The sequence below is a fragment of the Streptomyces saintjeani genome (genome assembly GCF_055409605.1).
In genome coordinates, this window is the sequence record NZ_CP189624.1 from 421,697 (window position 1) to 443,801 (window position 22,105).

The following is a 22,105-nucleotide window of genomic DNA, read 5'->3' on the forward strand; positions in this document are numbered from 1 at the left end:
ATAGACCTCACGGTGGACGCATTGTGCGTATCCGGGCAGGTGGCGGAGGCTTGTGTCATGTCCGCCTCCAAAGATCGGTCCTTCGTCGCCGGGGTCGCCACGATGGCCGGGAGCGGTCTGTCGAATCAGACCGGTGCCGCGATCGGGTCCCTCGCGTTCCCCGTCATCGGCCCGGTGGGGGTGGTCGCGGTCCGGCAGTACGTCGCGGCGGCCGTCCTCGGTGCCGTCGCGCGGCCCGGGCTGCGGAGTCTGACCTGGTTCCAGTGGCGGCCCGTTCTCGCGCTCGCCGTGGTGTTCGGGACGATGAACCTCTCCCTCTACACCGCCATCGACCGCGTCGGCCTCGGGCTCGCGGTGACGCTGGAGTTCCTCGGCCCCCTCGCCATCGCCCTCGCGGGGGCGCGGCGGCGGATCGACGCGGGGTGCGCGGTGATCGCGGCGGCGGGGGCGGTGACGCTGATGCGGCCCCGGCCGTCGGCGGACTACCTCGGCATCGGGCTCGGGGTGCTCGCCGCGTGCTGCTGGGCCTCGTACATCCTGCTCAACCGGGCCGTCGGGGAACGGGTCCCCGGTGCCCGGGGGTCGGCCGCCGCCGCGCTGGTCTCCGCCGTGCTGTTCCTGCCGGTCGGGGTGGTCGTCGCGCTGCGGCATCCGCCGACCGTGAGCGCGCTGGGGTGCGCGGTCGCCGCCGGGGTGCTGTCCTCCGCCGTTCCCTATCTCGCCGACCTGATCACCCTGCGGCGGGTGCCCGCGCAGGCGTTCGGCCTGTTCATGAGCGTCAATCCGCTGCTCGCGGCCGTCGTGGGGTGGGTGGGGCTCGGGCAGCGGCTCGGGTGGCCGGAGTGGGCGGCCATCGGCGCCGTCGTGGGCGCCAACGCCGTCAGCATGACGACGCGGTCCGGCGCCGCCGCCACACCAGCGTCACGCCCAGCCCGGTCAGCACCACCAGGGCCAGCGCGGGCCCGCCGAGGGTGAGCAGCCGCACGAGGGACTCCGCCGCCGCGTAGCCGACCCCGGCCTCGGCACCCGCCCACACGCACGCGGCGACCGCGCTGTACGGGGCGATCCGGCGGTACGGGAGCCCGGTCGCGCCCGCGAGGTACGGGGTGACCGTACGGATCACCGGGAGGAACCGGCACAGGAGTACGGCCCTGCCGCCGAAGCGGGTCATCAGGGACTCGGCGCGGCGGCGGGCGGCCTGCGGGACGTCGCTCATACGGGGACCCAGGAAGCGGCCCGTGCGGTGGGCGAGGAAGTCGCCGGTGACGACCGCGCCGGCCGCGACGGCGATGACGACGGGGAGGCTGAGGTGGCCGGTGCGCGACAGGGCGCCGGCGGTCAGCATCAGGGTGAGGGTGGGAACGAACGCGCCGATCACCAGGACCGATTCGGCGAGGACGGCCAGGGCGAGCAGGGGGTAGGCGAGGGAGGGGGCGATATCGAGGTTCACCGGAGCGCCCCGTCCGTGCCCAGCGGGCTTCTGAGGTGCGGGCTTCTGAGGTGCCACGCGTACGCCGGGGGCAGGTTCGCCCATACCGTCCAGCGGCCCACCGCGTACCGGCGCTGGTAGGCCGCCATCACCTCGTCCACCTCCGCGTGGCGGCGGGCCTCCGCGCGGGAGGCGGTGAGGGTGCGGGCCCTGCGGGTGCCCAGGTAGGCGAAGTACGTCAACGTGCCGCCGGGGTGCAGGAGTTCGAGGAGGCGGGCCATGATCATCTCGACGTCCCCCGGCGGGAAGTTGGTCAGGGGGAGGCCGGAGACGACGACGTCGTAGCGGGTGTCGGTGGCCAGGTCCTCGACGCGCCGCTCGTGGACGGTGGCCCGGGGGGCGAGGTCGCGGAGGCGGGCGGCGAAGCGGGGGTTCGCCTCGACGATGTCCAGGGTGCTGCCGCGCGGGAGGCCGGGGAGCAGGACCCGGGTCACGGCTCCGGTGCCCGCGCCGACCTCCAGGACCGACAGGGGGCTCGGGGCCTGGGCGCGGACCGGTTCGGTCAGGGCGCGGGCGAGGGCCTTGCCGCTGGGGGCGATCGCTCCGGTGGTGCGCAGGTCGCGGGCCGCTTCACGGAGGAAGGCCCAGCGGTCGTGGTCGTTCATGGAATCGACGCTAGGAATCGGCGGCGGTCTTCGAATCGGTCGTTGTGCGACGCTCACCCTCGACTTTCGTAGGGGGTGCGGTGGGGCGGGCGCGCCTAGGATGGGCGGCGTGAGCGGGACGGGAAGCCGCGGGTGGACCGCCATCGGACGGGTCGTCCTGGTGGCCGGATGCGCGGTGACGTCGCCGATCGGCACGGACCGGGCGTTCGTGGTCCCGATGACCGTGGCCGGGCTGGTGTGCGGGGCGGTGCTGCTCGTGCCCCGACTGCGGTGGCCCGTCGCGCCGGTCGTCGTCTCCCTGGCCACGGCGTGGTGGGGGCTGCCGCTGCTGCCGCTGCTGGTGATCGCCTTGTTCGGGGTGGCCGTGGATCTGCGGTGGCGGGCGGCGCTGGGGTGCGCGGTGGTGGCGCTCGCCGGGAACCTGCTCAGTTACCGGGAGACCGCGCTGTGGACGATCTCGACGTACGCCTCCGTGGTGCTGCTGCCCGGCCTCGCCGTCGTCGGCGGGCTGTGGCTCGGCAACCGGCGGCGGCTGCTCGACGCCCTCACCGCCGACCTCGGGCATCTGCGGGTGGCGGCGGAACTCCGTGAGGACGCCGCCCGCGCGGCCGAACGGTCCCGGATCGCCGCCGAGATGCACGACGTCCTCGCCCACCGGCTCAGCCTCATCGCCCTGCACACCGGGGTCCTCACCACGAAGGGCGGCCTGCCCGCGCCGGTGACCGAACGCCTCGCGCTGCTGCGGGAGACCTCCGTGGAGGCGCTCACCGATCTGCGCGAGGTGCTGGGCGCGCTGCGCGACACCGAGTCGCACGCGCTGCGGCCCGCGGTGCGGGACGTGCGGGAGCTGGTCGAGGAGGCGCGGGGGGCCGGGCAGCAGGTCGTGCTCGTCTCCGACGGGACGCCCTCGCTGGCGCCGACCACGCACCGGCTGGCCGTGTACCGGCTGGTGCAGGAGGCGCTGACCAACGCCCGCAAGCACGCCGACGGGGCGCCCGTCACCGTACGCGTCTCCTACGACCCGCCGGACACGCTCGTCGAGGTCACCAATCCGCCCGGCGACTCCCGTACCGACGCGGACGGTTCCGGTTACGGGCTGGTCGGTCTGCGCGAGCGGGTCGGCGCGCTCGGCGGCGAGTTCAGCGCCGGGCCCGCGGGCGCGGGCGTCTGGCGGCTCGCCGCGCGGCTCCCCCACCCCTCCGCCACCCCGGGACAGCCATGATCCGCGCCATGATCGTCGACGACGACGCACTGGTCCGCCTCGGTCTCACCGACCTCCTGACCGGCGACCCCGGCATCACGGTCACCGCCCAGGCGGCCGACGGCCTCCAGGCGGTCTCCCTGGCCACGGCCCACACCATCGACGTCGCCCTGGTCGACGTGCGCATGCCGCGCATGGACGGCATCACCGCGACGGCCCGCCTGCGCGCGCTCCCCCGCGCCCCGAGGGTCATCATCCTGACCACCTTCGACCTCGACGAGTACGTCTACGACGCGCTCGCCGCCGGTGCGGACGGGTTCCTCCTCAAGGACACGGACCCGGCGGAGATCCTGCGGGCGGTGCATCTCGTCGCGGCGGGGTCGGCGATGCTGCACCCCGCGGCGGCGCGGAGGCTGATCGACCGGTACCACGCGAGCGGCGGGCCCCGTACGTCCGCCGCCCGGTCCCTGGTCGAACGCCTCACGCCCCGCGAGCGCGATGTGCTCGCGCTGCTGGCCGAGGGGGAGACCAACGCGGACATCGCCGGGCGGCTGAGCATGCGGGAGAGCACGGTGAAGGCGCACGTCAGCCGGATTCTCACGGGGCTGGAGGTGACGAACCGGGTGCAGGCGGCGCTGGTGGCGCGGGATGCGGGGCTGAGCGGTTGACGGCGGTGGCCGCGAGCGGTTCGACGCGGGTGGGGTCCGCCGGGAGGCCGTGAGCGCCGGACACGGCCTCCCGGCGGACCGGTTCGGGTCAGCGCAGGCGGGTGGTCACCCGGTAGCGGCCTGAGGTGAGGCGGTAGGAGGAGGTGCCGTCGGCGTGGGTGAGGAAGCGGGCGCCGTCGGCTTCGGACAGGGGGGTGCGGCCTTCCCGGACGGTGCCGGGGGACGTCGAGGGGAGGTGGAGGGTGGCTTCCGTGTTGGGGGGTACCGCCGCCTCGTACGTGAGGGTGTCGCCCGTCGTCGTCCATGCGCTGTGGATCTCGCCGTACGGGGAGTCGTGGGTGGCCGCTACGTGGGTGATGCGGCCGGTGGGGTCGAGGTGGGGGTGGAGGGTGAAGCGGCGGAAGCCGGGATGCGCCGGGTCGCGGGCTATGCCGGCCATGTACGCGTACATCCACTCCACGATCGCCCCGTACGCGTAGTGGTTGAAGGAGTTCATGGAGACGGGGCCGAAGCCGTCGGTGCGGGAGTAGGAGTTCCAGCGCTCCCAGACGGTGGTGGCGCCGCCTCGGACGGAGAACAGCCAGGAGGGCAGGGCGTCTTGGTGGAGGAGGGCGTAGGCGAGGTCGGAGCGGCCTTCGTCGCTGAGGACGGGGGCGAGGACGTTCACGCCGAGGAAGCCCACGGAGAGGGTGTTCTCCGCGTAGCGGACGCGGCTGCTGTCGGGGTGGGCCGCCTTGTACGCGGCGTCGTTGCGGATGTTGTCCGCCAAGTGGCCGACGAGGGTGCGGCGTTGGGCCTCGGTCTCGTAGAAGCCGAGTTTCAGCACCCACAGGAGGGCGGTCTGGGTGTTGTCCTCGGTCTTCTGATTCGGGTCGGCGCCGGGTTCGATGGGGGACGCCGGGCCGAGGCCGGACCTGACGACGACCGAACTGCCCTCACCCGCGAGGTACTTGGTGATGAACGCCTGCCGGATGCGGGCGAACAGGTCGGCGTACGTGCGGCCTTCGGCGGCGCGGCCGATCGCGGGGGCCATCTGGGCCATGAGGTGGGCGACGTAGCCGTAGTAGACGTCGCTCATGAGCTGGGCGCTGGTCTTCTGGAGGGCGAGCCAGTCGCCGGTGAAGGAGCCCTGTCCGGCGTAGGTGTCGCCGGTCCGCTGCCGGATCCAGTCCAGGTAGCGGACCATGGCGGGCCAGTTGTCGCGGACGATCGTGTCGTCGCCGGTCATCTGCCAGACCGTCCAGGGCAGGACGACCCCGCAGTCGGACCAACCGCTGCCGCCGCCGGGGAAGTTGTAGCGCCCGCCGGGGGCGACGCCGGTGAACTGGAGCTTGTCCTCGCCGTAGAGGGCGGCGGAGTCGACGACGGTGTCCTGGAACTGGGTGAGGAAGGCGCCCGCGTCGGCGTTGTAGAGGCCGGTGGTGGCGAAGACCTGGGTGTCGCCGGTCCAGCCGAGGCGTTCGTCGCGCTGGGGGCAGTCGGTGGGGACCCAGAGGTAGTTGCCGCGCTGTCCCCAACGGACGTTGCTGATCAGCTGGTTGGTGTCCGCGTCGTCGGTGGTGACCGTGCCGGTCTCGCGGATCGCGGAGGTGGCGACCTTCCCGGTGAGCCCGGTGAGGGTGACCGTGTCGGAGGCGGTGACGGACACGTACCGGAAGCCGTAGAAGGTGAGCGAGTCCTGGTGGGTCTCCCCCTCGCGGTCGCCCTTGAGGACGTACGTGCTGGTGGCTTTCGCGCTGCGGAGGTTGGCGCGGTAGACGGAGCCCTCGGGGCCGTCGGCGCCCGCGCTGTCGTCGTTGAGCATCTCCGCGAACCGGAACTCGACGCGGGTACCGGCCGGTCCGCGCAGGCTGTAGCGGGCGACGCCGACCATGTTCTGGCCGAGGTCGTACACGGCCGTCTCGCCGGCGCCGAGGCGGACGTGCGCGGTGGCCGCCTGGGCGGGGTCGGTGACCGTGCGGGCGGGGTCGACGACGATACGGCCCTTGCCCTCGCCGGTCACCCCGGTGTACACGGTGACCGACTGGGGGCGGCGGTCCCAACGGGGCATCAGACGCGCCGAGTCGGCGGGGTAGGCGAGCAACCGGGCGCCGGGGTACCGGGTTTCGTACGGGACCTGCTCGACGTCCCCCCAACCGTCCACGTGGTAGCCGGACCTGGTCCAGCCCGGCAGTTCCTGGCGGGCGTCGTAGGTCTCGCCGTCGTAGATGTCGTCGGCGCGCCAGGGGCCGGTGTCGGTGGCCTTCCAGCCGGGGCCGGTGACGACGGACCCGGTGGTGCCGTCGGTGTAGCGGACCAGGAGTTTCGCCTTGAGGGCGAGGGGGTTGCCGTCTTTCGACCAGTAGGTGCTGCCGTCGGAGATGCGGCCGTTGTACCAGCCGTTGCCGAGGACGGCGGCGAGGGTCACCGTCCGCTCACCGGCGACGAGTCGCGTGACGTCGTAGGTGAGATAGCTGGCGCGGACGTCGTAGTTGGTCCAGCCGGGGGGCAGGAGTTCGCGGGTGGGGGTGCCGTCCTGGAGGACGGTGAGGGGGCGGCCGTTGACGTAGGCGTCGTACACGCCGAGGGCGGCGACGTACAGGCGGGCCTCGCGGACCTTCGCCCTGAGGGGGACCTCGGTGCGCAGGAGGGGGGCGCCCGCGCTGTGGGGGGTCTTGCCCTTCATGCCGATCCACTGGGCGCCGTCCCAGCCGGTGACGCCGTCGGTGGACAGGAGGCCGGTCTCGAAGAAGGCGACGGGGGCGGTGCCGACGGTGTGGCCCTCGGTGTCCCAGACGGTGACGGTCCAGTGGTAGCGGGTCGAGGAGCGCAGGGCGGGGCCCGCGTAGCGGACGGCGACCGAGTCGGCCGAGGGGACGCGTCCGCTGTCCCAGACGTCGGCGCGGGTCGCGGTGAGGCGGTCGGGGGAGGTCGCGACGAGGATCTGGTAGGCGCCCTGGGCTCTGCCCCTGGCGCGGGAGCGGGTGCGCCAGCCGAAGCGGGGGGCGGTGGCGTCGGTGCCGAGGGGGTCGACGCGGTGTTCGACGGTGAGGCCGGTCACCTCGCCGTCCCGGGTGCGAGGGGCCGCCGCAGCGGGTGTCGCCGGTATCGCGCCGACGGCGACCGCTCCTGCGGTGGCGGCGAGGACGGTCCGGCGAGGGAGGCCCTGGTCGGGTCCGTGGTTCACACCGTTTTCCTTTCGTTGCGGGTGGGGAGGGGTGGGGTGGTCAGCGGGCTGCCCGGTAGTCGTCGTCCATCTCCTTGAGGAGCTTGGCGGGGGTGGACCGGCCGCTGAAGATCTCCTGGAGGCCGCTGAGCATCGTCTGCTGGACCTTGGCGTCGGGCCAGAGCTGGTCCATGAAGGGGACGGTGCGGCCGGCGCCGATGAACGTGGAGAGTCCGGCGAGCGCGGGGTCGGCTTTACTGCCGGTGCCGGGGAGGGCGGGGAGGCTGCCTTGTCTGGCGGTGAAGAGGTTCATGCCCTCGGGGGACATGACGAAGTCGACGAACTTGAGGGCGAGTCGCTCGTGTTTCGTCTTGGCGTTCACGCCGTATCCGGCCCCTGCGGCGGCGGGGACGAGGGTCTGCTTCGGGTCGTCGGTGGCGGGGAGCGCCGTGAAGGTGAAGGCGCCCCGCGGGTTCTTGCCCTTGAGGAGGGCGATCACCCAGTTGCCCTGGACGAGGCCCAACGTCTTTCCGGTGGCGGCGAGGGCGTACTGGACGAGTTGGGTGACCCAGTTGTCCTGGAGGCCGAGCGCGAAGGCGGGGGTGCCCTTGGCCTGGGCGGCGCGACAGAAGGCGAGGAGGCCGGTCCAGGTGTCGGGCGGGGTCGATCCGGCCTTGTCCAGGGCCTGTTGGTTGTAGATGCCGCGCTGGAGGACGAAGTGGACGGCGAGGACCGGCAGGACGCTGATCACCAGGGCCGCGAAGACGAGGTTCCAGTCGGTGGCGTACTGGCCGACGAACCCGGCGATCGCGACCGGCATGGTCTGCCGGGAGCTGCCGCTGAGGTGCAACAGGGGGGTGAAGAAGTCGTTCCAGACCGCGACCGTGTTGAGGACGAGCGCGGTGACCGTGAGGACGACGGCGAGGGCGATGCTGTAGCCGAACTCGCCGAGGGTGAAGGCGTCCTGGTAGATCAGCGTCGAGAGGGTGTCGGTGGCGTGGCCGGGTCCGCCGCCGGTCAGGGCGTGGACCTGGTCGAAGAGTTTGATGCCGCCGATGACCGAGAGCATCAGGTTGACGGTGAGGGCGGGGGCGAGCAGCGGCCGGGTGACGGACCAGAACCGCCGTACGGGGCCCGCGCCGTCGAGCTGCGCGGCCTCGTGGATCTCCTTCGGTACGGACTGGAGTCCGGCGAGGAAGATGACCATCGAGTAGCCCGCGAACTGCCAGGCGACGACGCCGACGACGGACCACAGGGCGAGGTCGGGGGCGCCGAGCCAGTCCTGGCCCCCGCCGAGCGCGCTGTTGACCGCGCCGTCGGGGCCGAGGAGGTTGCGCCACAGGTAGGCGGTGACGATCGGGGTGATGACCGCCGGTGCGAACAGCAGGACCCGCAGGAGGTTGCGGGACTTGATCGCCGAGTTGACGCCGAGGGCGAGCAGCAGGCCGAGGCCGTTCTGGACAACGGTGACGGAGACGGCGATCAGGAGGGTGTGGCGGACGGCGGCGAGCGCGTCGGGGTCGTCGAGCATGTCCGCGAAGTTTCCGAGGCCGACGAAGGAGAAGCCCGGGTCGAGGCCGTCCCAGTCGGTGAAGGCGTAGTAGACGCCCCGGGCGCCGGGGACCAGCACGACGAAGGCGAACAGGAGCAGGGCGGGGAGGACGAACCACCAGGGCGGGGTGGTTCTGGGGCGGGTGGTCACGGCCCACCTCTTCCATGGAACGTTTCAACGAGCGGCTCGGTGCGGGTGGTGGAGTGGGTAACGTTTCCCAAGGGGTGTTGCCAGACCCTAAGGACCGAGGTGAGGGACGTCAAGACACTGCGCAGTACACTGTCGGGCAACGTTTCCCACTCCGACCGGAGGACCCCGGGATGGCCCCGCCCACGCCGCCCACCCCGCCGCCCACGCCGCCGCGCCGCGTCACGATCGTCGACGTCGCGCGGCACGCCCAGGTGTCGACGACCGCGGTGTCCAAGGTGCTGCGCAACGCGTACGGCGCGAGCCCCGAGATGCGGGCCAAAGTGCGGCTCGCCATCGAGGAGTTGGGCTACCGTCCGCTCGCCGCCGCGCGGGGGCTGCGGGGGCGGACGTACACGATCGGGGTCATGCTGCCCGACATCCGCAACCCCTTCTTCCCCGAGATCCTCGACGGGATCACCGGGCGCCTCGCGGACACCGACTACCAGGTCTTCCTCGGTCCGGGCTGCAACGGGGAGAAGGCGGAGGGACGGGTCATGGAGGCGATGGTCGACCGGGGCATGGACGGGCTGGTCCTCATCGCGCCCGTCTCCTCGCGGGCCCACCTCGAACGGCTCGCGTCCGCCGTGCCGACGGTCGTCGTCGGGCGGCACGGGCATTCCGCCGCGTACGACACCGTCGTGGACGACGACGTCGCGGGCGCCGGGCTCGTCGTCGAGCATCTCGTGGGGCTCGGGCACCGCCGCATCGCCCACATCGAGCACCACGACACGGACCCGACGCGGCTCGCGGAGATGCCCAACTCGCAGCGGGCGGACGGGTACCGGCGGGCGATGCGGGAACGGGGGCTGGCGGACGACGTGGTGTCGACGAGCTACACGCACCGGGGCGGGTACGAGGGGGCCCGGCAGCTGCTGGCCCGGTCCGGACGCCCCACGGCGATCTTCGCGGGCGCGGACATCGTCGCGATGGGCGTCCTGGAGGCCCTGGCCGAGGCCGGTCTCACCACCCCCGGCGACATCTCGCTCGCCGGGTACGACAACACGGCGTTCGCGTCCCTCGCCCCCATCTCCCTGACCAGCGTGGACCAGGCCGGACGGGAGATCGGGGACAACGCGGCGCGGCTGCTGCTGGAGCGGATCGAGGACCGGGGGAAGGCTCCGGCGCAGGTGAAGCTGTCGCCGACGCTGGTGGTGCGGGGCAGTACGGGGGTTCCCTCGGCCGGGTCCTAGCGCTTTCCTCCGACGCCGGAGGCGCTCGGCGAACGTCACGCCCGGCCTGATTCAGGGTGCCCCCTAGACGCCGGTCACGCGGGGCCCGTCGCCGCGACCAGGGCCGCGAGGTCGTCCTCGTACGTCAGGTAGCGGCCCGTCAGCGCGTCCGCCTCGCCGCCGATCAGGCGCAGGAGGTTGCCGAGCGCGTCGGGGAGGGCGGCGTAGCGGCCCGCCCTGCGCTGTGCCGTGAGCCACGAGTCGACCCGGCGTTGCCAGGGGTTCTCCGCCTCCTGCGTGGGGGCGGCTCCGATGCCGATGTCCAGGAGGCCGGGGTGGTAGCTGAACGCGGCGATGTCGTGCGGGAGGAGTTCGATCGCCAGGTTCTCGGTGAGCTTGTTGACCGCCGCCTTCGACACCGAGTACGCGCTGACGTACGGCCATCGGGTGTGCCCGGCGTGGCTGGAGATCGTGACGACCCGGCCCCGGCCGCGCTCGATCATGCCGGGGATGACGGCGCGGCAGGCCGCGAGCGTGCCGCCGAGGTTGACGTCCATCGCGCGCTGCCACTGCGCCGGGTCGCTCTCCCAGACGGGGCCCGCGGGCCCGGGGACACCGGCGTTGTTGACCAGCACGTCGATGCCGCCCAGCCGGTCGGTGGCGAGCTTCACCGCCGCGGCCAGCTCGGCGTCGTTGGTGACATCGGCGACGGCGGTGACCACGCGGGGCCCTTGGTCGAGGCCCGCCGCGGCACCGCCCTGCGACTGCGGGGTCCGCGTGGTGAGCACAAGGTCACCGCCGGCCGTGTGCACGGCCTCGGCGACGGCCCGCCCCAGGCCGCCGGCCGCGCCGGTGACGAGGACCCGTAGACCGGTCAGGTCGGGACTTTGCGACATCAGAACCTCCAGCACGAGCATGTACGTTTCCGATAATCCGACCATGAGCGGATCTGGTGGGGGTGGATGGGGTGGCCTGCGGGGACGAGGGCTGGGGCGGGCGGGTCGGCCCGCTCGCCCCAGCCCGCCGCTCTACGCCTCGGCCTCCAGCGCAGCCGTCAGCTCGCCGTTCAGGTGTTCCGCCAGCCCCCTCAGCGCCGAGTGGTCGAACACCAGCGTCGCCGGGAGGCGCAGGCCCGTCAGGGTACTCAGCCTGTTCCTCAGCTCCACCGCTGTCAGGGAGTCGAGGCCGAACTCGTGCAGGCTGCGGTCCAGGGAGATCGCCTCCACGTCCGCGTGGCCCAGCAACTCCGCCGCGAGCGCGCGGACTTCGGTCAGCAACCGTGCCGCGCGCTCGGCCGGGGCCAGGTCCCGGAGGGCGACCGTCGGTACGGTGACCGACGTCGCGGGCGCCAGCCCTCGCAGCAGCCCCGGCGCCCCCCGCGTACGCAGCTTCGCGAGGTCGAACTTCGCCAGGGTCAGCGCCGCCTCGTCCTGGCGCAGCGCCTCGTCGAACAGGGCCAGCGCGAACGGCGTCGGCAGGGGCAGCGTGCCGTCCGGGAAGTCCCGGTCGCGGACCACCGACGTCATGCCGGAGATCTCCTCCCAGAAGCTCCACGCCTGGGACTGGACCGGCAGCCCCTCGGCCCTGCGGTGTTCCGCGAAGGCGTCCAGGAACGCGTTGGCGGCGGCGTAGTTGCCCTGGCCCGGGCTGCCGAGGACCCCGGCGACCGAGGAGAACAGGACGAACGCGGCGAGGTCGGCGTCCCGGGTCAGCTCGTGGAGGTTGAGGACGCCGTCGACCTTGGGCCGCAGCACCTCTTCGACCTGGTCGGCGGTCATCCCGGTGACGACCCCGTCCGCGAGGACCCCGGCCGCGTGGACGACGCCGACGAGGGGGTGCGAGGCGGGTACGAGGCTCAGTGCACCGGCGAGCGCCTCCCGGTCGGCGGCGTCGCACGCGGCCACGACGACCGACGCGCCCGAGCCGCGCAGTTCCTCGGCGAGAGCCTCCCCTCCCCCGCTGCGGCTGGTCAGCAGCAGACTCCGCACCCCGTACTCGCTCACCAGGTGCCGCGCGAGCAACGACCCGAGCGTCCCGGTCCCCCCGGTGATGAGGACGGTCCCCGACGCCAGCGGAGGCCGCTCCCCCCGTGCCGGCGCGACCCGGGCCAGCTCCGGCCGCTGCAACCGCCCCGCGCTGACCCGCACATGCGGCTCCCCGGCGCCCGCCGCGTCCCCGATCCGCGCCGAGGACCGGGCGTCCCCGTCCGTCTCCACCACCACGAACCGCCCCGGATGCTCCGACTGGGCCGACCGCACCAGCCCCCGAGCCGCCGCGTGGGCGAGATCGCCGCTCTGGGTCACGACGGCGAGCGGAGCGTCCCGCTCCCCCTCCAGCCACTGCTGAAGCCGGGCCAGCGTGTCCAGCACGGCCTTGCGCACATCACCGGCCGGCGGCGTGAAGACGACCGGCTCCGCGCCCGGCTCCCCGACGGACCCGGCGAGTTCGGTCCACCGCATCCGGTACACGGAGTCGGTGGGCACGGCCCCGGTCAACTCCCGCAGCGCGACGGCCCGCATCCCGAGGGTCCCCCGGAACATCGGCTCCCCCTCGACGGTGAAGATGCTCACGCCGACGTCCGACGCCCCGCTCGGCACCAGGTGGACGTACGCCTCGGTCTCCTGCCGCTCCCCCGCCCACACGTCACGCCAGACGAACGGCAACCGCACCTCGCCTTCGGCCGGGTCCGCGGTGAACGCGAGTGCGTGCAGAGCCGCGTCGCCGAGGACGGGATGCAGCCCGACCCCGCCGAGCCCACCGGGCGACTCTTCCGGCAACCGGAGTTCCGCGAAGAGTTCCTCACCCCGCCGCCACATGCGCCGTACGCCACGGAAGGCGGGCCCGTACTCGTACCCCAGCGCGGCGAGCGACGAGTAGTCCACGTCGACCTTCACCGCATCGGACGGCACCGGATCGGCAACCACCGAAGGCTCAACTCCCCCTGGGCACAGGGTCCCTTGCGCATGTCGTCGCCACCGGGCACCAGCCTGGTCCGGCCGTGAGAACACCTCGACCGTGCGCCGCTCGCCGTCCACGACGACCTGAAGCTCGGTCACTCCCTGCCGCGACAGCACCAGCGGCGCCTCGATGATCAGCTCGTCGACGCCACCGCCCCCGGCCCGCAGCGCGAGGTCCAGCAGAGCGGTCCCCGGCAGCAGGCACGTCCCGTTCAGCGCGTGATCGGCCAGCCAGGGCAGATCGACCGGCGAGATCCGGCTGGTCGCCACCGACTCCCCGCTGCGCGCGGACTCGACGACCGCCCCGAGCAGCGGATGCCCGCTCCCCGTACGCGCCGCCCCGCCGGTCGTCAGCCAGAACCGCCGCCGCCGGAACGGAGTGGTCGGCAACGGCAGCGCGACCGCCCGCCCGGCGGGGGGTGTGAGCCGCACCCCGTCCACGCCACGGACGTACAGCTGCGCGGCGGAGGACAGGAACCGCGCGGGGCCGCCGTCGTCGCGCCGCAGGGTCCCGGTGACCACGGCGTTCACGCCCATGCCGTCCAGCGTCTCTTCGACGGCGGAGGCCAGCACAGGATGCCCGCTGGACTCGACGAAGACCCGGAACCCGTCCTCGGCAAGGCGCTCGACGGCAGGCTGGAACCGTACGGGTTCACGGAGGTTGCGGTACCAGTACTCGGCGTCCAGGGCGCCGGAGCCGACCCACTCCAGGTCGACCGTGGAGTACATCGGCACCGAAGGCGTACCCGCCCGCACCGGTCCCAGCCGGTCCAGCAGCTCTTCCCGCAGAGCCTCCATCCGGGGCGAGTGCGAGGCGTACCCGATGCGCACGCGCCGCGCCCGCACCCCGTCGAGCGCGCACTCGGCGAGCAGCCCCTTGAGCGCGATCTCGTCCCCGGCGACGGCGGTCGCGGACGGCCCGTTGAGCCCGGCCACCCACAACTGGTCCGGCCACCGCTCCACCAGCCAGTCCACCTGCTCGCGCGGCGCCGGCACGGCGACCATCCCGGTGCCGCCGCCGAGCCCGGCGATGACCTGTCCCCGCACGGCGACGACCCGCGCGGCCTCCTCCAGGCCGAGCGCCCCGGCGACGTACGCGGCGGCCACCTCCCCCACGGAGTGCCCGAGTACGGCATCGGGCTCGACCCCGTGGGCCCGCCACAGCGCCGCGAGCGACACCGTCACCGCGAACAGCGCGGGCTGGACGATGTCCACCCGGTCCAGCCGCTCGGGGTCGGCGAGCACCTCGGTGAGCGACCAGTCGACGTGCGGCGCAAGGGCCCGCTCGCACGCGAGGATCGACTCCGCGAACACGGACTCGCCCATGAGCCCGGCGGCCATCCCGACCCACTGGGAGCCGTGCCCGGGGAACACGAACACGATCTTCCCGTCCACGTCGGCCGTCCCTCCGACAACGTTCGCGGCGGACTTCCCGTCGGCCAACGCCCGCACCCCGGCCGCGAGTTCACCTCCGACGACGACGGCCCGGTGGGGGAACCGGCTGCGCCCGGCGAGGGCGTGCGCGAGGTCCCCCGGCGACGCGGTCTCGACGACCGGCAGGAGCCGGGCGGCCCAGTCCCGGAGGCGTTCGGGGGACTTCCCGGACAGGGTGAGGGCGACGACCTCCGGTTCCGGGACGGCCGGCGGCGCGGGTTCCTTCGGCGGCTCCTCCAGGATCATGTGCGCGTTGGTCCCGCTGATCCCGAACGACGACACGGCGGCCCGCGCGGGCCGCCCCCGCTCCGGCCACGGCATGCTCTCGGTCAGCAGCCGCACGTCCCCCGCCGCCCAGTCGACATGCGGTGTCGGCGCGTCCACGTGCAGCGTCTTCGGCAGGGTCCGGTGCCGCATCGCCTGGACGACCTTGATGACCCCGCCGACCCCGGCGGCGGCCTGCGTGTGCCCGACGTTGGACTTCAGCGAGCCCAGCCACAGCGGCGCGCTGCGCCCCTGCCCGTACGTCGCGAGCAGCGCCCCCGCCTCGATGGGGTCCCCGAGGCGTGTCCCGGTGCCGTGCGCCTCGACGGCGTCGACGTCGTCCGGCCCGAGCCCGGCGTCCTGGAGAGCCAGCCGGATCACCTCGCGCTGGGCGGTGCCGCTGGGCGCGGTGAGCCCGTTGGAGGCGCCGTCCTGGTTGACGGCGGAGCCCCGGATCACGGCGAGCACCCGATGCCCGGCCCGGCGCGCGCTGGAGAGCCGCTCCAGTACGGCCATCCCGGCGCCCTCGGCCCATCCGGTGCCGTCGGCCCCGGCGGCGAACGGCTTGCACCGCCCGTCCTCGGCCAGCGCGCCCTGCTTGCTGAACTCCAGGAAGCCCTGGGGCGTTCCCATCACGGCGACCCCGCCGGCGAGCGCGAGGTCGCACTCGCCGCGCCGGATCGCCTGGGCGGCGAGGTGCATCGCGACCAGCGAGGACGAGCAGGCGGTGTCGACGGTGAGGGCGGGTCCGCGCAGCCCCAGCGTGTAGGCGATCCGCCCGGAGGCGACCCCGCCCTGCACCCCGGTGGCGAGGTAGCCCTCCAGCTCCTGGGGCACCCGTTCCATGTCGCTGATGTAGTCGTGGAGCATCAGCCCGGCGTACACGCCGACCCGTTCGCCGCGCAGTGCCGTCGGATCGACCCCGGCGCGCTCCAGGGCCTCCCAGGCGGTCTCCAGCAGCAGCCGGTGCTGCGGGTCGGTGGCGAGGGCCTCGCGCGGGGAGATCCCGAAGAACTCGGCGTCGAACTCGGCCGCGTCGTGCAGGAATCCGCCGCGCCGGGTGGTGGACGTGGCGAAGAGCCGCTCCAGGTCCCAGCCCCGGTCGTCGGGGAAGCCGGAGATCGCGTCGGCCTCGTCGGCGACGAGCCGCCACAGCTCGTCGGGGGTGGTGACGCCGCCGGGGTAGCGGCAGGCGAGCCCGACGAGGACGACGGGGTCGTCGTCGGCCGCCGCGTGCACGGCGGTCGGGGCCGGGGTCTCGGTGGAGCCGGTGAGTTCGCCGCGTACGTACGCGGCGATGGCCCGTACCGAGGGGTGGTCGAAGACGAGGGTGGTGGGCAGGCGCAGGCCGACGGCGGCGGCGACGCGGTCGCGCAGGCGGACGGCGTCGGCGGAGGTGAGGCCGTACTCGCGCAGGGCGCGGTCGGGTTCGATGCCGACGGGGTCGCCCAGGACGTGGGTGACCTCGCGGGTGATGACGTCGACGAGGGAGGTGCCGGTCAGGTCCGCTTTTTCGGGGAGCCGTTCGGGGGCGGTGGACCGGGCGGCGGTGACGAGGGTGGCGCCGGGGTGCCCGAGGGCGACGTCGAGGGCGTCGAGGACGCGGCGGTCGGTGAGCCCGTCCGCGAGGACCAGGGTCGCCCCGGCGACGGTGACGGTGGTGCCGGTGACGGTGACCGCCAGGTCGTACTGTTCGCCGGTGACGCGCCGGGCTCCGTGCCCCTCGACCAGGTGCCCGGCGATGAGGTCGGCGAGCCGTCCGCCGGTCACGGCGACCTCGCGGCCGGCGAGGGACGGCAGCGGTTCGGTGCCCGGAAGGGACGTCAACTCGCCGCCTGAACCGACGAGTTGGAGCCCTTCGTGGACCCCGGAGACGCCGAGGAGGCGGCCCGGCAGGTCGGGCAGCAGTCTGCGGATCACCTTCCCGGTGGCGGTCTTGGGCAGTTCGCGTACCGCCCGCACCTCCACCGGCACCTTGAAGTAGGCGAGTTCGCGGCGGCAGCGGGCGAACAGGTCGGCGCAGTCCACGCCGTCGGGCCCCGGCACCACCAGCGCGGCCGGGACCTGCCCGAACTCCTCGTCGGGGACGCCGATGGCGGCGGCCTCGCGGACGCCGGGGACCTTGTGGAGGACGGCCTCGATCTCGGTGGGGTGGACGTTCTCGCCGCCCCGGATGATGACGTTGTTGCGGCGGCCGGTGATGTAGAGGTAGCCGTCGTCGTCGCGGCGGGCGAGGTCGCCGGTGTGGTACCAGCCGCCCTTGAGTGCCTCGGCGGTCGCGTCGGGCCGGTTGTGGTAACCCAGCATGACGTTGGGGGACTTGACCCAGATCTCGCCCTCGGCGCCGGTCGGCACGTCGGCGCCGGTCCCGGGGTCGACGACGCGCAGGTCGAGTCCGGGCAGCGGCAGCCCGCAGGAGCCGGGGCGTGGTTCGCCGCCCGGCCGCATGGTGGCCATCGGGCCGCTGGTCTCGGTGCAGCCGTAGTTGTCGGTGAGCCGGACGCCGAAGGCGGCCTCGAACGACGCGGCGAGCTGCGGGGTGGTGACCGCGCCGGCGACGAAGCAGACGCGCAGCGCGGGGAGTCGGAGCCCTTCGGTGCCGGCCGCGTGGACGAGGTTGTGGTACATGGTGGGCACGCCGACGAGGAAGCTGTAGGGGCGGGCGCGCAGTTCGTCGAGGACCTCGGCGGCGGAGAAGCCGGGCACCAGGTGCGCGGAGGCGCCGACGGCGGTCACGGCCATCACGCACAGGTTGTGGCCGAGGGAGTGGAACAGGGGCAGCGGCCACAGCATCGTGTCGTCCGGGGACAGTTCGATGATCGGCGTGTAGCAGGTGGTGACGTTCCACAGGACGGCGCGCAGCGTCGACAGGACGCCCTTGGGGAGGCCGGTGGTACCGGAGGTGTAGAGCAGGAACGCGGGTTCGTCGAGGCCGAGGTCGTCGCGGGGCGGGGTGGCGGGGTCGCGGGTGACGAGGTCCTCGTACGACTCGTCGACGACGATCACGTGCCGCTCGCCCGGCGGCAGGGCCGTGCGGACCTGGCCGGCGTGGGCGGTGTCGGTGATGACGGCGAGGGCGTCGCTGTCGGTGAGGACGTGGATGAGTTCGGCGTCGGAGGAGTGCGGGTTGACGGGGACGCCGACGCAGCCCGCCCGGTTGACGCCGAGGTAGCTCTCCACGATCTCCACGCGGTTGCCGAGGAGGATCGCGACCCGGGAGCCCCTGGGCAGGCCGAGCGCGGCGAGGTGGCCGCCGAGGCGTGCCGTGCGCAGGTCGAGGTCCGCGAAGGTGAGCGACGTACGGGTGTCGGAGAACGCGACCTTCGTGCCGCGCGACTCGGCGTGTCCGCGCAGCAGTTCGGGCAGCGGTCGGACCAGGTCGCTGGGTGTCGCGGGCATCTGTGTCTCTTCTCGCGGTGCGGTCATGGTGTGGGTTCCCCTCGCTGTTTCGGCCACCACGATGTCATCGTCGGGCCGACCGGGCCCGGCCGTTTCGACGGCGGCCGGGCCGTGTCCATCGTGGGGCCCCGGGCTCAGGACCTCGGCGTCAGGTGGAAGATGCAGCTGTGGGGGATGTCCAGCTCGGTGCGGTCGTCGAGGTGCCACGGGGAGCGGGCGAAGGCGTCCTCCCACTCGCCGGTGTCCGGGATGTACTGGTCCATCAGGGCGTGGGTGTACTCGAAGCCGAGGGCGAAGACGGGTGCGGCGGGGTCGTTGCTGAGGCCGGAGCGGTAGGTGTCGCTGAGCAGCAGGCGCCGTACGTCGGGGAACGCCTCGCGCAGCCGGCCGAGCGAGGCGACGCAGTCCTCCAGGGGCCACAGATCGTGGCCGAGGAAGAAGGAGAAGACGAGGTCGACGCCGGGGTGGCGGCCCTTCTCCAGCCGGGAGATGTCGCCGTGGACGATCTCGACGCGGTCGGAGAGTCCGGCGTCGGCGACGGCCTTGGTGGCGACCTCGATCGCGCCCGCGTCGATGTCGATGCCGACGAACCGCTTGCCGGGGTGGCGCTGGGCGAGCTGGATGATCCGGCGTCCGCTGCCGCAGCCGAGGTCGGCGGCGCAGGTGAAGTCGAGTCCTGCGGTGACGCGCTCGAAGACGGGGTCGACGTGGAAGTGGCCGTAGTCGCGGCCGGCGCGGGCGATGGCGGCGCCGTCGCGCAGCCGCATGGCGTTCTTGCCGCGTCCGGTGCGGGCGAGGTCGTCGGCCTGGGCGAGGATCGGGGCGTATCCCTTGACGAGCCACACGAAGTAGCCCTTGTTCTCCCAGAGTTCGGTGAAGCGGGGGCCGGGGACGAGGGTGGTGCCGTCGCCGACGGTGGCGACCGCGTCGGCGCCCTCCAGGGCGTCCACGATGAGCCGCAGCGCGCGCAGGCTCAGGTCGTGCTCGCGGGCGAAGGCGTCGAGGGCGCAGATGCGGTGCTCGTCGAGGACGTCGAGGAGGCCGAGTTCGGCGGCGGCGGTGACGGCGGAGGCGAGAACGGTGCCGTTGAACGCCTGGCGCATGGACAGGGGCGCGGCGGTGTCGGTGCTCAGCACGGGGTCTCCTGGGTGAGGGCGGCTTCGAGGCGGCGGACGAAGGTGAGGACCTCGGCGGGGGTGCCGACGGAGACGCGGATCCAGCCGGGCATGCCGAGGTCGGTGGTGTCGCGGACGAAGGTGTCGTCGGCGAGGAGCTGCCGGGTCACCTCGGGGGCGGTGCCCGGCAGGTGGAGGGTGACGAAGTTGGTCTGCGAGGGCAGGTGGGCGACGCCGAGGCGGTCCAGGCAGGCGCACAGGGTCATGCGGGCGGTGGCCGTACGGGTCCTGGTCTGCTCCAGGAACGCCTGGTCGGCGAGGGCGGCGCGGGCGGCGGCCTGGGCGAGCCGGTTGACGTGGAAGGGCATGGCGTCCTGGACGGCGGCGGTGCGGGCGACGACCCCGGGGTCGCCGAGGAGGGCGCCGACGCGCAGGGAGGCCAGGCCGTACGCCTTGGAGAAGGTCCGCAGGACGCTGACGTTGCCCTGTTCGCGGGCCCAGGGCAGGGCGGAGGTGAAGGAGTCGTCGGCGAACTCGGCGTACGCCTCGTCGAAGATCACGTGCGAGCCGGTGGCGCGGGCGGCGTCGCACAGGTCGTGCACGGCTCCCGCGTCCAGGACGGAGCCGGTGGGGTTGTGCGGGTTGCAGACGAAGACGAGGGCCGGGGCCTTCTTCATCTCCGCGATCAGGGCGGCCGGGTCGACGCGGTAGCGGTCGAGGGGCGTGGTGGTGACCGTGAGGCCGACCGCCTCCAGGGACTTGGGGTAGCCCTGGAAGGTGGCCTCGGTGACGACGGCGCGCCCGGTGTCGCGCAGGGCGAGGGCCAGCATGAGGACGACCTCGTCGAGGCCGTTGCCGACGACGATCCGGTCCGTGGTGACGCGGTGGTGCGTGGCGAGGGCGTCGATGAGCGCGGTGTGGCTGGGGTCGGGGTAGCGGTTGACGCGCAGGAGTTCGGCGCGGGCCGCCTCCACGGCCCGGGGGCTCGCGCCCCACGGGTTCTCGCTGCGGTGCAGCAGGAGCGGGGCGGCCGTCGTGGTGTGGGCGGCGGGGGCCCGGGTCTGCGGGCTCACGCCAGCGCTCCCGCGACGGACTCGGCGGCGTGGACGACGGCGCCGGAGGCGACCAGGGCGACGGCGTCCTCGATCTCCGGCGCCAGATAGCGGTCCGGGCCGGGGCCGGGTACGCCGCGGTCCCTGAGCAGCGTGACGACGGCCCCCGTCGCGGGGGACGGCTTCAGCGGGGCGCGCAGGTCCAGGGCGCGGGCGGCGGTGAGGATCTCCACGGCGACGACCCGGGTGAGGCCGTCGACGGCGCGGCGCAGCTTGCGGGCGGCGCCCCAGCCCATGGAGACGTGGTCCTCGACCATCGCGCTGGTCGGGATGGAGTCGACGGACGCGGGCACCGCGAGCCGCTTCAGCTCGGAGACGATCGCGGCCTGCGTGTACTGGGCGATCATGTAGCCGCTGTCGACGCCGGGGTCGTCGGCGAGGAAGCCGGGCAGTCCGCTGCTGCGGGCGACGTCCAGGAACCGGTCCGTACGGCGTTCGCTGATCGAGGCGGCGTCCGCGATCGCGATGGCGAGGAAGTCGAGGACGTAACCGACGGGCGCGCCGTGGAAGTTGCCGTTGGAGCTGACCCGCCCGTCGTCGAGGACGGCCGGGCTGTCGACGGCGGCGGCGAGTTCCCGGCCCGCGACGGCCCTGGCGTGCTCGACGGTGTCGCGGACCGCGCCGTGGACCTGCGGGGTGCAGCGCAGGGAGTAGGCGTCCTGGACGCGGGTGCAGCCGGAGCCGGGGTCCCGGTGGGAGGCGAGGACGCCGGAGCCGTCGAGGAGGGCGACGATGTTGGCGCCCGCGAGGGACTGGCCCGGGTGGGGGCGCAGGGACAGCAGTTCGGGGGCGAAGGCCCGGTCGGTGCCGAGGAGTGCCTCGACGGACATGGCGGCGGCGATGTCCATCGTCTTCAGCAGGCGGTTCAGGTCGGTGAGGGCGAGGACGAGGTGGCCGAGCATCCCCTCGACGCCGTTGAGGAGGGACACGCCCTCCTTCTCGCGCAGGTCGACCGGGGTGAGTCCGGCGGCGGCGAGTGCGTCGGCGGCCGGCATGAGGGTGCCGGAGGCGTCGCGGACCTCGCCCTCGCCCATCAGGGCCAGTGCGCACTGGGCGAGCGGGGCGAGGTCGCCGGAGCAGCCGAGGGAGCCGTACTCGCGGATCACCGGGGTGATGCCGGCCGACAGGACGGCGGCGAGGAGTTCGGCGGTGCCGGGGCGGATGCCGGTGTAGCCGGTGGCGAGGGTGGACAGGCGCAGCAGCATCGTGCCGCGGACGATCTCGCGCTCGACCTCGGGGCCGGTGCCCGCCGCGTGCGAGCGGACCAGCGACTTCTGGAGCTGGGCGCGTTGGGCGGGCGGGATGCGCTCGGTGGCGAGGCCGCCGAAGCCGGTGGAGACGCCGTACACCGCGTCCGGTCCGGCGATGATCTCCTCGACCCGGGCGCGGCCCTTCTCCAGGGCCGACAGGGCGTCGTCGCCGAGGCGGACGCTCGCGCCCTCGCGGGCCACGGCGACGACGTCCGCGAAGGAGACCGGGCCGGTCCCGACGGTCACGGTCCTCATCGGGTCACCGCCCGCTCCGGTCGGGGTGAGGCCCACTCAGGGTGTCCGTTCACGGCGTTCCTTCCTGTCGAACCGGGGATGTGGGGGGACACCGCCGATGGGGGGGACGCGGGACGGCCGCGTGTCGGCGGTGGTGGGCCCTGCCGCGCCGCGCGGGGGCGGGCGGGCCAGGTGCTGGAGCCGGGCTACGGCTTCTCGTCCGGGGCGGGGGCCGACGGCGTGGCGTGCGCGTCGGACGTCATGTTCCGCATCAGATCTCCCGCCGCCTTTGGTCGGAGAACTCGTTACCGGGCTGCTCCCA

The 22,105-nt window shown here is 73.6% G+C and carries 13 protein-coding genes; 4 read left to right on the forward strand and 9 right to left on the reverse strand.

The genetic code is table 11. The features are described 5' to 3' along the window. Positions 1-57: 57 nt before the first annotated feature. The gene (locus tag ACQCO7_RS01985) at positions 58-975 is read left to right on the forward strand and encodes an EamA family transporter (protein WP_464070122.1); all 918 of its coding nucleotides are present in this window, start codon (positions 58-60) and stop codon (positions 973-975) included. Here ACQCO7_RS01985 and ACQCO7_RS01990 read toward each other — a convergent pair. Together ACQCO7_RS01990 and ACQCO7_RS01995 are read right to left on the reverse strand one after the other, a co-directional pair. Then, on the reverse strand, positions 881-1,450 hold the full coding sequence (locus tag ACQCO7_RS01990; protein ID WP_464070123.1) for a DedA family protein: 570 nt from the start codon (positions 1,448-1,450) through the stop codon (positions 881-883). The two genes, ACQCO7_RS01985 and ACQCO7_RS01990, sit on opposite strands and share 95 nt — an antisense overlap. Then, on the reverse strand, positions 1,447-2,094 hold the full coding sequence (locus ACQCO7_RS01995; RefSeq protein WP_464070124.1) for a class I SAM-dependent methyltransferase: 648 nt from the start codon (positions 2,092-2,094) through the stop codon (positions 1,447-1,449). The genes ACQCO7_RS01990 and ACQCO7_RS01995 overlap by 4 nt, the downstream gene beginning before the upstream one ends. Before the next feature lie 109 nt (positions 2,095-2,203). Here ACQCO7_RS01995 and ACQCO7_RS02000 point away from each other — a divergent pair, with 109 nt between their 5' ends. Next, positions 2,204-3,316 carry a sensor histidine kinase gene (locus tag ACQCO7_RS02000; protein WP_464070125.1) on the forward strand — a complete coding sequence of 371 codons (1,113 nt, stop codon included), beginning with the start codon at positions 2,204-2,206 and terminating at the stop codon, positions 3,314-3,316. Next, positions 3,313-3,963 carry a response regulator gene (locus ACQCO7_RS02005; protein ID WP_464070126.1) on the forward strand — a complete coding sequence of 217 codons (651 nt, stop codon included), beginning with the start codon at positions 3,313-3,315 and terminating at the stop codon, positions 3,961-3,963. The genes ACQCO7_RS02000 and ACQCO7_RS02005 overlap by 4 nt, the downstream gene beginning before the upstream one ends. Positions 3,964-4,051: 88 nt before the next feature. Here ACQCO7_RS02005 and ACQCO7_RS02010 read toward each other — a convergent pair whose 3' ends face one another. Beyond that, positions 4,052-7,129 (reverse strand): family 78 glycoside hydrolase catalytic domain, encoded by a 3,078-nt coding sequence (locus ACQCO7_RS02010; RefSeq protein WP_464070127.1) that lies wholly within the window; start codon positions 7,127-7,129, stop codon positions 4,052-4,054. A 40-nt stretch (positions 7,130-7,169) separates the two neighbouring features. Then, positions 7,170-8,810, reverse strand: a complete 1,641-nt coding sequence (locus ACQCO7_RS02015) for an extracellular solute-binding protein (protein ID WP_464070128.1) — start codon at positions 8,808-8,810, stop codon at positions 7,170-7,172. A 170-nt stretch (positions 8,811-8,980) separates the two neighbouring features. Between ACQCO7_RS02015 and ACQCO7_RS02020 the strand changes: the two genes are divergently transcribed. Continuing rightward, positions 8,981-10,039: a LacI family DNA-binding transcriptional regulator gene (locus tag ACQCO7_RS02020; RefSeq protein WP_464070129.1), complete on the forward strand. Its 1,059-nt coding sequence runs from the start codon at positions 8,981-8,983 to the stop codon at positions 10,037-10,039. 74 nt (positions 10,040-10,113) lie between these two features. On the opposite strand, the gene ACQCO7_RS02025 is transcribed toward ACQCO7_RS02020, so the two are convergent. From ACQCO7_RS02025 to hutH, 5 genes are all read right to left on the reverse strand, one after another. Further along, complete coding sequence (locus ACQCO7_RS02025) at positions 10,114-10,914, reverse strand: SDR family oxidoreductase (protein ID WP_464070130.1); 801 nt, start codon at positions 10,912-10,914, stop codon at positions 10,114-10,116. Positions 10,915-11,046: 132 nt separating this feature from the next. Next, positions 11,047-18,072 (reverse strand): SDR family NAD(P)-dependent oxidoreductase, encoded by a 7,026-nt coding sequence (locus ACQCO7_RS02030; RefSeq protein ID WP_464070131.1) that lies wholly within the window; start codon positions 18,070-18,072, stop codon positions 11,047-11,049. Positions 18,073-18,206: 134 nt separating this feature from the next. After that, positions 18,207-19,208 carry a class I SAM-dependent methyltransferase gene (locus ACQCO7_RS02035; protein ID WP_464070132.1) on the reverse strand — a complete coding sequence of 334 codons (1,002 nt, stop codon included), beginning with the start codon at positions 19,206-19,208 and terminating at the stop codon, positions 18,207-18,209. Next, complete coding sequence (locus tag ACQCO7_RS02040) at positions 19,202-20,260, reverse strand: pyridoxal phosphate-dependent aminotransferase (protein WP_464070133.1); 1,059 nt, start codon at positions 20,258-20,260, stop codon at positions 19,202-19,204. The genes ACQCO7_RS02035 and ACQCO7_RS02040 overlap by 7 nt, the downstream gene beginning before the upstream one ends. Beyond that, complete coding sequence (gene hutH, locus ACQCO7_RS02045) at positions 20,257-21,804, reverse strand: histidine ammonia-lyase (protein WP_464070134.1); 1,548 nt, start codon at positions 21,802-21,804, stop codon at positions 20,257-20,259. Before hutH ends, ACQCO7_RS02040 begins: the two co-directional genes overlap by 4 nt. Positions 21,805-22,105: the final 301 nt, after the last annotated feature.

Coding starts and splice junctions, on each gene's coding strand:
- ACQCO7_RS02005 (WP_464070126.1), top strand. CDS start 3,313: ATGATCCGCGCCATGATCGTCGACGACGACGCACTGGTCCGCCTCGGT.
- ACQCO7_RS02030 (WP_464070131.1), bottom strand. CDS start 18,072: ATGCCCGCGACACCCAGCGACCTGGTCCGACCGCTGCCCGAACTGCTG.
- hutH (WP_464070134.1), bottom strand. CDS start 21,804: ATGAGGACCGTGACCGTCGGGACCGGCCCGGTCTCCTTCGCGGACGTC.
- ACQCO7_RS01995 (WP_464070124.1), bottom strand. CDS start 2,094: ATGAACGACCACGACCGCTGGGCCTTCCTCCGTGAAGCGGCCCGCGAC.
- ACQCO7_RS02025 (WP_464070130.1), bottom strand. CDS start 10,914: ATGTCGCAAAGTCCCGACCTGACCGGTCTACGGGTCCTCGTCACCGGC.
- ACQCO7_RS02020 (WP_464070129.1), top strand. CDS start 8,981: ATGGCCCCGCCCACGCCGCCCACCCCGCCGCCCACGCCGCCGCGCCGC.
- ACQCO7_RS01985 (WP_464070122.1), top strand. CDS start 58: ATGTCCGCCTCCAAAGATCGGTCCTTCGTCGCCGGGGTCGCCACGATG.